The sequence below is a fragment of the Saccharopolyspora antiqui genome (assembly GCF_052246905.1).
Classification (GTDB): domain Bacteria; phylum Actinomycetota; class Actinomycetes; order Mycobacteriales; family Pseudonocardiaceae; genus Saccharopolyspora.
Genome location: NZ_JBQQBO010000005.1, coordinates 249,506 through 261,838 on the forward strand (window position 1 = coordinate 249,506; position 12,333 = coordinate 261,838).

The 12,333-nt window shown below is 69.7% G+C and carries 11 protein-coding genes; all 11 read left to right on the top strand.

Annotation, left to right across the window (positions count from 1 at the left end; genetic code table 11):
• Positions 1–74: 74 nt before the first annotated feature.
• The 11 genes from ACTWQN_RS11685 (at position 75) to ACTWQN_RS11735 (ending at position 12,319) form a co-directional block, all read left to right on the top strand.
• Complete coding sequence (locus ACTWQN_RS11685; protein ID WP_443203418.1) at positions 75–1,145, top strand: LacI family DNA-binding transcriptional regulator; 1,071 nt, start codon at positions 75–77, stop codon at positions 1,143–1,145.
• A gap of 251 nt (positions 1,146–1,396) precedes the next feature.
• Positions 1,397–2,158: an MHYT domain-containing protein gene (locus ACTWQN_RS11690; protein WP_443203419.1), complete on the top strand. Its 762-nt coding sequence runs from the start codon at positions 1,397–1,399 to the stop codon at positions 2,156–2,158.
• Positions 2,159–2,237: 79 nt separating this feature from the next.
• Positions 2,238–4,613, top strand: a complete 2,376-nt coding sequence (locus ACTWQN_RS11695) for a sensor histidine kinase (RefSeq protein WP_443203420.1) — start codon at positions 2,238–2,240, stop codon at positions 4,611–4,613.
• Positions 4,614–4,689: 76 nt separating this feature from the next.
• Positions 4,690–5,115: a roadblock/LC7 domain-containing protein gene (locus tag ACTWQN_RS11700; protein WP_443203421.1), complete on the top strand. Its 426-nt coding sequence runs from the start codon at positions 4,690–4,692 to the stop codon at positions 5,113–5,115.
• A gap of 119 nt (positions 5,116–5,234) precedes the next feature.
• On the top strand, positions 5,235–5,609 hold the full coding sequence (locus ACTWQN_RS11705) for a DUF742 domain-containing protein (RefSeq protein WP_443203422.1): 375 nt from the start codon (positions 5,235–5,237) through the stop codon (positions 5,607–5,609).
• Positions 5,590–6,198: a GTP-binding protein gene (locus tag ACTWQN_RS11710; protein ID WP_443203423.1), complete on the top strand. Its 609-nt coding sequence runs from the start codon at positions 5,590–5,592 to the stop codon at positions 6,196–6,198. Before ACTWQN_RS11705 ends, ACTWQN_RS11710 begins: the two co-directional genes overlap by 20 nt.
• A 54-nt stretch (positions 6,199–6,252) precedes the next feature.
• Positions 6,253–6,969, top strand: a complete 717-nt coding sequence (locus tag ACTWQN_RS11715) for a GntR family transcriptional regulator (protein ID WP_443203424.1) — start codon at positions 6,253–6,255, stop codon at positions 6,967–6,969.
• Positions 6,966–7,964, top strand: coding sequence for an ADP-ribosylglycohydrolase family protein (locus ACTWQN_RS11720; RefSeq protein ID WP_443203425.1), 999 nt, complete (start codon positions 6,966–6,968; stop codon positions 7,962–7,964). Before ACTWQN_RS11715 ends, ACTWQN_RS11720 begins: the two co-directional genes overlap by 4 nt.
• A gap of 25 nt (positions 7,965–7,989) precedes the next feature.
• Complete coding sequence (locus tag ACTWQN_RS11725; RefSeq protein ID WP_443203426.1) at positions 7,990–9,432, top strand: purine-cytosine permease family protein; 1,443 nt, start codon at positions 7,990–7,992, stop codon at positions 9,430–9,432.
• The gene (locus ACTWQN_RS11730; RefSeq protein ID WP_443203427.1) at positions 9,429–10,352 is read left to right on the top strand and encodes a PfkB family carbohydrate kinase; all 924 of its coding nucleotides are present in this window, start codon (positions 9,429–9,431) and stop codon (positions 10,350–10,352) included. Before ACTWQN_RS11725 ends, ACTWQN_RS11730 begins: the two co-directional genes overlap by 4 nt.
• A 371-nt stretch (positions 10,353–10,723) precedes the next feature.
• A complete protein-coding gene (locus ACTWQN_RS11735; protein ID WP_443203428.1) occupies positions 10,724–12,319 on the top strand; it encodes a flavin monoamine oxidase family protein in 1,596 nt (531 codons plus the stop codon).
• Positions 12,320–12,333: the final 14 nt, after the last annotated feature.

The window sequence follows — 12,333 nt, forward strand, 5'->3', positions numbered from 1 at the left end:
GCGGCAAGGGGCGCCGCGCATCATGTGTGGCAGCGGTTCGCGGACCGGCGGGCGGGCAGCGGGGAGGCACTCGGATGGCACAGCAGCGCGGTCGGCTGCGGCTCGTCGACGTCGCCGAGCGGGCCGGGGTCTCGATCGCGGCGGCCTCGCGCGCGCTGTCCGGCTCCGCGGGTGTCAGCGACGAGATCGCCCAGCGGGTTCGGGAAGTCGCCGCGCAGATGGGCTACGTCGCCAACGTGCATGCCCGCACGCTGGCCGGTGGTGCCAGCACGACCGTCGGACTGCTGGTGCACGAGATCGGCGACCCCTACTTCACCGAGATCGCCAGCGGGGTGCTGCGGGTCGGCGCGCAGCAGGGGTTGACCGTGCAGATCTGCCACACCGGCCGCGATCCGGACAGCGAACTCGTCCAGGTGCGCACCCTGATCGCCAACCGGGTGCGCGCGATCGTCATCGCCGGTTCGGGGTTCGTGGACGCGCGGATGCAGTCGGCGGTCAAGCGGGATCTGCAGGCCTTCCAGGAATCCGGCGGCCGGGTCGCGGTCATCGGGCGGCACCACCTCGGCACCGACGCGGTGCTGCCGGACAACGCGGCAGGCGGCCGGTCGATCACCGAGCACGTCCTTTCCTTGGGACATCGGCGGATCGCGTTCGTCGTCGGACCTCGGGCGCTGACCACGGTGGCCGATCGGCTCACCGGTGCCGGTCAGGCGCTGAGCGCGGTCGGGTTGTCGCTGGCGGACGTGCCCGTGGTCGAGGCGGCTTTCACGCGGGACGGCGGCACGCTGGCCATGCGGCGGATCCTGGACGAGCATCCCGAAGTGACGGCGGTGATCGCGCTCAACGACGACATGGCGATCGGCGTGCTTTCGGCGCTGCGGGCGCGCGGCATCGCGGTACCGGCGGAGATGTCGGTCGCGGGGTTCGACGATGTGGCCGTCGCCGAACACCTCTCGCCCGCGCTGACCACGGTGCGGTTGCCGATGACCGAGATGGGGGAGCAGGCGCTGCTGCTCGCCTTGAAGTCGCCCTCAGCGCGCCCGCGCCGCCGGGCCACGACGCACGAACTCATCGTCCGCGAGTCCACCGCCGCGCCGCGCTCCGGGCAGCCTTCGACGTATGTCCACAGTGCACTGATCAAATAATTCGCGATTTGTTGATCTTTGTGTCGAATTAGAAGGCGTTACTTAAGTGCGAATTAAATGTGCCATATCGATTAGATAGTCGACTGTGCGTGCACGGTTCGTTACGCGATCTAACTTACTCCGGAGTACGGTTGTGGTGGATGATCTCGATGAGTATTGTCGGGGCAACGTGAACGGCCGGGGCAATGCGGGCCGATTCTTGCCATGTGCCATCTATGCGCTATTGGGAACTGATGAGTCAAATAGGCTCGATGACGGAATTCGGCTTTGGTTGGCTGACGCCGGTGCTGTCCTACGCCATGGCCTGCGTGGGCGCCGCGCTCGGCTTGCGCTGCATGGTGCGAGCGCTGGCCAAGACCGGCCGCTCGCGGCGCAACTGGTTGATCAACGGCGCCGTCGCCATCGGCACCGGCATCTGGACGATGCACTTCATCGCGATGCTCGGCTTCCGCGTCACCGGGAGCGACGTGCGCTACGACGTTCCGCTGACCGTGCTGAGCCTGCTGGTCGCCATCGTGGTCGTCGGCATCGGCGTCTTCGCGGTCGGCTACAGCCGTTCCAAGGTGCTCGCGGTGCTCGTCGGCGGTCTGATCGCCGGTCTCGGCGTGGCCACCATGCACTACGTCGGCATGGCCGCGATGAACCTTTCCGGCACCGTCGACTACAACCCCGCGATGGTCGCGCTGTCGGTGGTCATCGCGGTGGTCGCCGCGACCGCCGCGCTGTGGGCGACGTTGGCCATCCGAGGCCCCGCGGCGGCCTTCGGCGCCTCGCTGGTGATGGGCATCGCGGTGAGCGCGATGCACTACACCGGAATGGCCGCCGTGCACGTCGGTCTGCATTCGATGCATTCGCCGGTCGACGGTGCGACTCCGATGCAGTTCATCTTTCCGCTCACCGTCCTGCTGGGTTCGTATTTGTTCCTGACGTCGGCGTTCGTCGCGATTTCACCGAACGCGCCGCGAAGAGCGGGCAATGCCGATGAGAAGCAGGTGGATCCGGTCGCCAGGTGATTCGCGATCAACTGCTTTTCCGCTAGCGGGTCATAGGCCCGCACCAATTTTTTCCGACTCCCTCCGGGATGGAGGACGCATGCCTGGGTATTCCCGCACGCGCGCATTTCCGCGCCTGTTGCGGCCGAAATCGGTGCGCGCGAAAACCGTCGCGCTGCTCGCGGTGCCCGTCGTCTCGCTGATGGCGCTTTGGGCGCTGGCCACGGTCTCGGCGGTGCAGAGCGCGTGGACGCTGCACCAGGTCGAAGAGCTCAACGGGAAACTCGCCGGACCGATCACGGATCTCGTCGACGGCCTGCAGGCCGAGCGCACCGCCGTGGCGCAGCACCTGGCCGCGCCAGGCGGCGGTGAGCAGGCGATCGCCGCCCAGCGATCGCGCACTGCCGCCGCCGCTGCCGCGTTCGCCGATGGCGTCACCGTGGCCCGAGCCGACATCGCCAACGTCGCCCCGGACGTGGACCAGCGCGTCCAGGTCCTCGTCGCGGATCTCAACCGGTTGCAGGGCGATCATGCCGACCTGGTGGCCCGGCGGATCGACTGCGACGGCGCCTACCGCGCCTACACGACCGCGATCGAGGACGCGTTCGCGGTGGACGAGGCGCTGACCAACGTCCAGGACGGGCGAGCCGCGTCCGCCGCGCGGGTCGTCCTGCAACTCGGCCGGGTCGGCGAGATGATCGCCCGCCAGGACGCCGTCGTGACCTCGATCCTGGCGGCCGGGAACATGACGCCGCAGCAGCACCAGGCGTTCGCCACCGCACTCGGCGGTCAGCAGGCGTTGACCGGCAGTTTGCTGCCCGACCTCGACCCAGCGGATCAGGCCGCCTACCAGCAATTCGTCAACGACGAGTCCTTCCGGTCGCTGACCTCGATGCAGAACGCGCTGCTCGATGGCGGCGCGGGTGGCGTCGTCGCGTTCTCCGCCGACCAGTGGCGCGGCGCGGTGCAGCCGCTCGCGCAGAGCGTGTCGACCACGCGGGCCAACGCGAGCGCCACCACCGCCGCGCAGGCGGCAGCGGCCAGCGGCGCGGTGCTGACGCAGGCTGCGCTGACGGTCGTCCTCGGCCTGCTCGCCGTGCTGCTGGCGTTGGTGGTGTCGGTCCGGATCGGTCGCGGCATGGTGATCGAGCTGGTCGGCCTGCGGGACTCGGCGATGGAACTGGCCGACCGGCGGCTCCCGCAGGCCATGCGCAGGCTGCGCGCGGGCGAGAAGATCGACATCGCCGCCGACGTTCCGGTGGTCGCGCCCGGTGAGGGCGAGATCGGCCAGGTCGGCGAGGCGCTGAACGCGGTGCAGCGCGCCGCGCTGCAGGCCGCGGCCGAACGCGCCGAACTGCTCACCGGCGTCTCCGGGGTGTTCGTCAACCTGGCTCGCCGCAACCAGTCCCTGGTGCACCGCCAGCTCAGCATGCTGGATGCGATGGAGCGCCGGACCGAAGATCCGGCCACGCTCGAAGACCTGTTCCGGCTCGACCACCTGGCGACCCGGATGCGTCGGCACGCCGAGGGCCTGATCATCATGTCCGGCGCCGCGCCCGGCCGGGCTTGGCGCCATCCGGTGCCGTTGATGGACCTGGTCCGCTCCGCGGTCTCCGAGGTCGAGGACTTCGAGCGCGTCGAGGTGCACCGGATGCCGGAGCTTTCCGTGGTCGGCTCAGCGGTTTCGGATCTCACCCACCTGTTCGCCGAACTCGTGGAGAACGCGACGTCGTTCTCCCCACCCGGCAGCACCGTCCTGGTGCACGGCGAGCCGGTCGGCACCGGATTCGTCGTGGAGATCGAGGACCGCGGGCTGGGCATGCGTTCGGAGCGGATGGCCGACGCCAACCGGCTGATCTCCGACTCGCACCGGCTTGAGCTCTTCGAAAGCGATCGGCTGGGCCTGTTCGTGGTGAGCCGGTTGGCGAGCCGCCAGCACATCAGCGTGTCGCTGCGCCGCTCGCCGTACGGCGGCACGACTGCCGTGGTGCTGCTGCCAGCGTCGATCCTCACCACGACCGACCCGCGTATCGGGCGTCCCGACCAGGACGATCGGCGGCTGGATGCGGCTGCCGAGCTGGACGACGACTTCGTCCAGCTGCCCAAGAGGGCGGTCGCGACCCGCTTGCCCACCAGGGTTCCGCAGGCGTCCGCGATGCCGAGAGCAACGCGGCGGCAGGCGGCCAGCTGGCCGGACCCGGCCGAACCGGTGGCGATCACCGGCGAGGTCGTGGTGCCCGAAAACCCGGCCGCCACCGAGGAACCAGACGAGCAGCCCGCCGATGGCCTGCCACGCCGAACCCGGCAGGCCAGCCTCGCACCCGGACTGCGGGAGGCGGACTCCCGAGGCCAGGCACCCGCCGACGCCGTCGGCGCGAAGCTCTCGCCAGAGCAGGCGCGCAGCATGATGACCGCCGTCCAGCAGGGCTTCGCCCGCGGGCGCGGGGCGCGGGGCGACGGTGCCCCGGACGCCTGAACGCCTTTCGGTGAACCGGCGCGCAACTCGCACCGCAGAGCAAAACGATTGCACGGACAGGCTTTTGGGAGGACTGATGTTTGGCACCACCGAGCACGCCGGGGAGTTGAGTTGGCTCCTGGACGAGTTGGTCCACAACGTGCCGAGGGTCAGACTCGCGCTGCTGCTGTCCAACGACGGGCTGGCCATGGCGGTTTCCTCGGGAATCAGCGGCGAAGAAGCCGAACACCTGGCCGCGGTCGCCTCGGCGTTGCACAGCCTCGCCAAGGGCACCGGTCGGCACTTCGATGCGGGCTCGGTCCGGCAGACCATGATCGAACTCGACGGCGGCTTCCTGTTCGTGGTGGCCGCGGGCGGCGGGACCTGCCTCACGGTGTTCGCCGAGGCAGGCGCCGACATCGGATTCGTCGCCTACGAGATGGCGCGGCTGATCAACCAGGTCGGCGAGCACATGTACGCCGCCGAACGCTCGCACGTCGGCGATTTGCCGGACGACCGATGACCGGCCGACCGATGATCAGCCGAACGATGACCGGCCGAACGGCTCGGGCCAACGGGAGAGCAGCGCCGGTGCGGTGCGGTGGAAGGGCGGAAGCCGATGGGTAGGAAGGCGCTGCGGTCGTGAACGGGTCCCGCCGGAACTGGTACGACGACGAAGCGGGACCGATGGTGCGGCTGTATGCGATGACCAGGGGACGCGCCCAACCGCAGCGCGGCTTCCTGGACATCATCGCGCTGGTGATCGCCAACACCCTGCCCGAACAGGACATCACGCTCACCCCCGAACAGGCGGGCATCCTCGATCTGAGCCGGAACAGGCCGATTTCGGTCGCCGAGATCGCCGCCCGGTCCGACCTGCCGCTGAGCGTCGTGCGGATCCTGCTCAACGATCTGCTCGACGCCGGTCACCTCCGGATCGACCGACCCACGCCCCCGCGCGAACTGCCCAGCGAGGCCGTACTGAGGGAAGTGATCAATGGACTCCGCGCGCTCTGACACCCGGCCGCCGGAGGCACCGCCCATCGTCGCGCTGAAGATCCTCATCGCCGGTGGCTTCGGCGTCGGCAAGACGACGATGGTCGGTGCCGTGAGCGAGATCCGGCCGTTGCGCACCGAGGAGCACCTCACCGAGGCCGGTCGGGGCGTGGACCAAACCGCCGGGGTGGAGCAGAAGACCACCACGACGGTGGCGTTGGACTTCGGCAAGATCACCCTGCACGACCAGTTCGCGCTGTACCTGTTCGGCACGCCGGGACAGGACCGGTTCTGGTTCTTCTGGGACGACATCGCGCAGGGCGCGCTCGGTGCGGTCGTGCTCGCCGACACCCGCCGCCTGCAGGACTGCTTCGCGGCGGTGGACTACTTCGAGCGCCGGGAGATCCCGTTCATCGTGGCGGTCAACTGCTTCGCGGGCGCCCGGCGGTTCCGGGTCGAGGAGGTCGCCTCGGCGCTCGACCTCGACCCTGGCACCCCGGTCGTGCTGTGCGACGCTCGCGAGCGGTCGTCGGCGAAGGAAGTCCTGATCGCCGTGGTGGAACACGCCAGCCGGACCTACGCCGGGCGGCGCGGTCCCGAGGAGCGCTGACTTCCGAACCCGGAGCTGTTGCCAGACCGGCCCGCACGTTCTACTGTGCTGGACATGTCTGGACAGGTTCGGTTGAAGCACCAGCTGATCGCGGCGGAACTGGCCGCCGACATCCGCGCCGGGCGATTGCGCCACGGCGAGCGGCTGCCCGGTGAGCACGCCTTGGCCACCCGCTTCGCGGTCAGCCGGAACACGGTTCGCCTCGCGCTGTCCGAACTGGGCGATCAGGGGCTGATCGCGACGCACTCCGGCAAGGGCTCGTTCGTCGATTTCGACGGCCGATCGCTGGACGACCGCGCTGGCTGGTCGCACGCGCTCGCCGCGCAGGGCGTGCGCACCGAGGTCTGCGTGGTTCGCCTGGACCTGGTCCAGGACGCGGAACTGGCCGAGCGCATCGGCGTGGACGATGACGAGTTCGTCGCGGTGGACCGGGTGCGCAAGCTCGTCGACGGCGCACCGATCTCCTTCGAGCGCAGCCGCGTTCCGGCGATCGGGGAGCTGCGGAGGCTGCCCGAAATCGGGTTGGGCCAGCGGTCGCTGTTCGAGGTGCTGCGCTCGGTCGGCCTGGTTGTCGAGCGCGGCGAGCAGTGGGCGGCGCTGCACCAACTGCTGCCCGAAGAAGCCCGCATGCTCGACCGGGCCCCGGGAAGCTCGGTGCTGCGAACCCGTCGGCTCGGCCGGACCCACGCGGGCGAGTTCGTCGAGCACGTGGACAGCCTGCTGGATCCCGACCGGTTCCAGCTGCACCAGAGCTTCGGCGGTGACCGGTGAGCAGTGCGCCGCGGGCGCGCGGCGCACTGCTGGGCCTGGCCATCGGTGATGCGCTGGGGATGCCCACCCAATCCGTGCCGCGCAACGAGATCCTCAGCCGCTACGGCGAACTGACCGGGTTCCTGCCGGGCCCGCCGGACCAGCCGATCGCGCCGAACATGCCAGCGGGCTCGGTCACCGACGACACCGAGCAGGCCATGCTCGTGGCCGACCTGCTCCTGGAAGGCGGCGGCCACATCAACGCGCGCCGCCTCGCGGACCGGTTGCTGGCGTGGGAGCAGGACATGCGTCGTCGCGGCTCGCTCGACCTGCTCGGGCCGTCGACCAAGCGGGCGGTGGACGCCGTCGTCGCGGGCACCCCGATCGACGAGACCGGCCGCTTCGGCACGACCAACGGCGCGGCGATGCGGATCGCTCCGGTGGGTGTCGTGGCACCGGTCGATGACCTCGCCGGACTGGTCGATCTCGTCGTCGAGGCGAGCTGGGTGACGCACAGCACCAGCGTGGCACTTGCCGGTGCCGCGGCGGTGGCGGCCGCGGTCAGCGCTGGCATCGCGGGCGCCGGGGTGGCGGAAGCCGTTGGCCTCGCGGCGGAGGCGGCCGCCATGGCTGTCCACAAGGGACACTGGGTGGCCGCGGGTGACGTCGCCACGCGGCTCGGGTGGGCGCACGGGCTGGTCGAGGGGACCGCCCCCGATGAAGCCGCCGAGCTGATCGAAAGGCTCGTCGGCACCAGCGTGGCGACCCAGGAATCGGTACCGGCCGTGTTCGCCGTGCTGGCGGTCTGGCCGGACGATCCGTGGCGGGCCTGCCGGTTCGCCGCCTCGCTCGGCGGGGACTGCGACACGATCGCCGCGATGGTCGGCGCGATCGCGGGGGCGTGCCACGGCAGCGCCGCATTCCCGGACGAAGCGATCCGCAAAATCCACCAGGTCAACCAGCTACCCATCGAAAAAACCGCCCTCGAACTACTGAAACTCCGCCCAACGGGCTAGCTGTCGACACGGGAGGCACATCGCCATGTCAACCACCTCATCGCGCACGGGACCGGCGAACGCACTCGGTGCCGTGGAAACGCGGGGCATCGAACCGGTACCGGACGACGAGCGGCGCGGCAAACCCAGCGAGTTGTTCTGGGTTTGGTTCGCGGCGAACATCTCGATCCTCGGGCTGCCGCTGGGCGCCACGCTGGTCGCCTTCCGAGGGCTGAACCTGTGGCAGGCGCTGCTGGTCGCGGTGATCGGCGCGTTCGGGTCCTTCGCGCTCGTCGGGCTGGTCAGCGTGGCGGGCAAGTGGGGTGGCGCGCCGAGCATGACCCTCTCGCGCGCGGTGTTCGGCCCCTGGGGCAACTGGGGTCCCACCTTCATCTCGTGGCTGTCCAGGGTCGGGTGGGAAACGATCAACACCACGACGGCCGCCTACGCGCTGCTCGCGCTGCTGGCGATCGCCTTCGGGGTCGAGGCGAACGCGGTCGTGACCGTGCTGTGCATCCTGGTGTTCGTCGCGTTGACGCTGCTGGTCTCGGGTCTCGGCCACGCCACGATCCTGGTGATCCAGCGGTGGGCCACCTACCTGTTCGGCGCGCTGAACATCCTGGTCGGGGCGTTCCTGGTGGCCAGGGTGGACTGGACGGCGGTGTTCGCCGCGCCCGCCGCGCCGACCACCAGCATGATCGTCGGCATCGGCACGATCGCCGCCGGGACGGGCATCGGTTGGGCCAATGCCGGTGCGGACATGGCCCGCTACCAGCCGCACGCGGTGCGCGGCGGACGTCTGGTAGCGGCCGCGTCGACCGGCGCCGGAATCCCGCTGGTGCTGCTCATCGGGCTCGGTGCGGTGCTGTCGGCGGAGGATCCCGCGCTCGCCTCGGCCGCCGACCCGGTTTCGGCGATCCAGGCCCTGCTACCGGCGTGGATGGCGGTTCCGTACCTGCTCGCGGCGTTCGGCGGGCTGCTGCTGTCCAACCACCTGTCGGTGTACTCGGCGGGCCTGACCATGATCACGCTCGGCCTGCGCACCACTCGGGTTCTGGCGGTGTCGCTGGACGTGGTGCTGATCCTGGCGGGCGGCATCTACCTGATGCTCATCGCGAAGAACTTCTACGGGCCGTTCATCACGTTCATCTCGCTGCTGGCCGCACCGATCACGGCGTGGGTGGCGGTTTTCCTCGTCGACATGGTCTTCCGCCGGTCCTACGATCACCAGGCGCTGCTGGACACGACACCGTCGAGCCGGTACTGGTACCGGGGCGGCGTCCGCTGGTCGGCGACGCTGTCCTGGCTGGCGGGGTTCGCGACCGGCCTGCTGTTCACCACCGCGTCCACATCGGACAGTGATGTGTGGTTCGCCGGTCCGCTGTCGGAAACCTGGCTCGGCCGCACCGGCCTCGGCTGGGTGGCCGCGTTCGCGGTCGCCGCGATCCTCTACCTCGCTTTCAACGCCCGGAAGGTGACGACGCGATGAGCCGCTTGGTGCACCTCGGCAACGTGCTGGTCGACCTGGTGATGACGGTGCCGCAGCTGCCGCCGCGCGGCGGCGACGTGCTCGCGACGTCCAGCCGGATGACGGCGGGCGGCGGGTTCAACGTGATGGTCGCGGCGGCGCGACAGGGGATGCGGGTCGCCCACGGCGGCCTGCACGGCACGGGTCCGCTGGGCGACCTGGTCCGCAAGCAGCTCGACGAAGCCGGGATCGAGTTGCTGCAACCGGTGCGCACCGACCAGGACACCGGGTACGACGTCGCGCTGGTGGACGCGGCGGGGGAGCGCACGTTCGTCACGAGCTTCGGCGTGGAAGCGACGCTGAGCCGCTCGGATCTCGCCCGCGTGCCGGTCCTGGACGGGGATTTCGCCTACGTTTCCGGCTACAGCCTGGCGCAACCTGCCAGCGGGCCCGCGCTGGCGGAGTGGCTGCACGAGCTGGATCCGGGAGTGCCGGTGGTCGTCGACCCAGGGCCGCTGGTCGCCGACATCGACCCCGATGTGCTCGCGGCGACGCTGCGGAGGGTCGACTGGTGGAGCTGCAACCTCCGCGAGGCGACGTTGCTCACCGGACGCACCGATGCCGCCACGGCGGCGCTCGACCTCCTGCACCGAGGCTGCCGCGGAGTCGTGGTGCGCACCGGCCCGGACGGCTGCGTGCTGGCCACCGGCGTTCGGGACCCGGTGCGGGTGCCCGGTTTTCGGGTGTCCGCAGTGGACACCAACGGCGCCGGAGACGCTCACGTGGGTGTCTTCATCGCCAACCTCGCCCACGGCCGCGAACCAGGCGCAGCGGCCCACCACGCCAACGCGGCAGCAGCCCTGGCGGTGACCAAACCCGGCCCGGCTACCGCCCCCGCGGCATCCGAAATCGAGTCGTTCCTCACCCGCCGGGCGGGGTGAAGGGAAGGCTGCGCGAGCGTGGTCAGCAGGGCGGCGACCGGCTCAGCGTCGGCACCGTGCTCCGGGCTCGACCGGACCGTTGATCAACGCTTGGTTGCGGCCTCGGAGTTCCGAGTCACATCGGTGTGTCCGGGATGTAAAAGGAGGACTCCGCCGGAGTTGCCGCTGCGGGGATCACGGGACAGGCCCGACCTCATATTCATCCACAGTAGACAATTCCGGTGCGGTGCTGGAATCGGAGAGGTCGCAACGCTGTTCAGTGCCGATCCGTCTGAAGTACCTGAATTACCAACGAGTACGACACAGGCCTGTCACTCGCCCGATCACTGCGGGCGTTCAGGCTTCTCCCCGTGATCAGCGAGGGGAGACGCATGACAGCGAACGTGACGAGGCGAAGCCTGTTGAAGTCGATCGGCGTCGCGGGCGGGGCGGGGGTGATGTTCGAGTCCATGCGCGCACTCGGACTCGTCGCCGCGCCGCAGGCGTTGGCAGTACCCGACTACCGGCCGCCCTCGGTGGGAGATCTCGACGCTGGCAAGCGCGGCAGGCACGTGGTGATCCTCGGCGCGGGAATCGCTGGCCTCGCCACCGCGTACGAGCTCGGCAAGGCAGGCTACCGGTGCACGGTCCTGGAAGCCAAGGATCGGGTCGGCGGCCGGAACTGGACGGTGCGCGGCGGCACGAGCGAAACCGACCTCGACGGCCACACCCAAACCGCCCGGTTCGCCAAGGGCCACTACCTCAACGCCGGGCCCGCCCGATTACCGCAGTCGCACATCACCCTGGACTACTGCCGCGAACTGGGCATCCCGATCGAGCCGTTCATCAACCAGAACGCCAATGCGCTGATCTACAACGAGCAGACCGGTGCGCCGGTCCAGCAGTACCGGACCGCGAAGGCCGACGTCTACGGCTATGTCTCGGAACTGCTGGCCAAGGCATTGGACCAGGGCGCGCTGGACCAGCAGCTGTCGGTGGCGGACAAGGATCGGCTGCTGACCTTCCTGTCCGGTTTCGGTGCGATCGGGGACAAGGCGGACGGGTTCGCCTACCGGGGCACCGATCGGCGCGGCTACCGCGTCGAGCCCGGTGCGGCCGATCAGGCGGGCGAGGTGCTGGGGCCGCCGCCGTCGCTGCCCGACGTGCTGGCCAGCCAGGTCGGCCGGTACTTCTCGTTCGAGTTCGGCTACGACCAGGCGATGGCGATGTTCCAGCCGGTCGGCGGCATGGATGCCATCCCGCTGGCGTTGCACCGCGCGATCGGGGCGGAAAAGTTCCAGCTCGGCGCGGAGGTCACCAAGATCACCGATCTGCCGGACGGCGTCGAGGTCGGCTACCGGGACAAGCGCGGCAAAGCCCAGCTCGTCACCGCGGATTTCTGCGTCGCGGCACTGCCACCGCACGTGCTGGCCCGGATCCCCACGAACCTGGATCCGCGGGTGGCCTCGGCGTTGCGGTTCCCGACGGTGAACCCGGTGGGCAAGATCGGTCTGGAGTACCGCCGCCGCTGGTGGGAGGAAGACGAGCGGCTCTACGGCGGCATCACCGAAACCGACATGGACCTGGCGCACATCTGGTACCCGTCGTACGGGTTCCACGGGCAGCGCGGCGTGGTCGTCGGCTACTACAACACCGGCAAGAACGCCGCCACCTACGGATCGCTCACCCCGGACCAGCGCATCGAGCGGGCCCTCGCGCAGGGCGCGAAGATCCACGGCGGGAAGTACCGCGACGAACTGGCCAGCGCGTTTTCCGTCGCATGGCACCGGACTCCGTTCATCGAGGGCGGTTGGGTCGATTGGCCCTCGCGCACCAGCGGCGAGTACGCACTGCTCAACCAGCCCGCCGGACGCGTCTACTTCGCTGGTGACTGGCTCAGCTACTTCATCGCCTGGCAGGCGGGCGCGCTGGACTCCGCCCGCTACGCGGTCAGCAACATCCACGACCGGGTCAGAGCAGGAGGCTGAACCGCTTCCGCAAC

Bases quoted from the DNA above. Each gene is read 5' to 3' on its own strand.
- ACTWQN_RS11685 (WP_443203418.1), top strand. From the start codon at position 75: ATGGCACAGCAGCGCGGTCGGCTGCGGCTCGTCGACGTCGCCGAGCGG.
- ACTWQN_RS11690 (WP_443203419.1), top strand. From the start codon at position 1,397: ATGACGGAATTCGGCTTTGGTTGGCTGACGCCGGTGCTGTCCTACGCC.
- ACTWQN_RS11695 (WP_443203420.1), top strand. From the start codon at position 2,238: ATGCCTGGGTATTCCCGCACGCGCGCATTTCCGCGCCTGTTGCGGCCG.
- ACTWQN_RS11700 (WP_443203421.1), top strand. From the start codon at position 4,690: ATGTTTGGCACCACCGAGCACGCCGGGGAGTTGAGTTGGCTCCTGGAC.
- ACTWQN_RS11710 (WP_443203423.1), top strand. From the start codon at position 5,590: ATGGACTCCGCGCGCTCTGACACCCGGCCGCCGGAGGCACCGCCCATC.
- ACTWQN_RS11715 (WP_443203424.1), top strand. From the start codon at position 6,253: ATGTCTGGACAGGTTCGGTTGAAGCACCAGCTGATCGCGGCGGAACTG.
- ACTWQN_RS11725 (WP_443203426.1), top strand. From the start codon at position 7,990: ATGTCAACCACCTCATCGCGCACGGGACCGGCGAACGCACTCGGTGCC.
- ACTWQN_RS11730 (WP_443203427.1), top strand. From the start codon at position 9,429: ATGAGCCGCTTGGTGCACCTCGGCAACGTGCTGGTCGACCTGGTGATG.
- ACTWQN_RS11735 (WP_443203428.1), top strand. From the start codon at position 10,724: ATGACAGCGAACGTGACGAGGCGAAGCCTGTTGAAGTCGATCGGCGTC.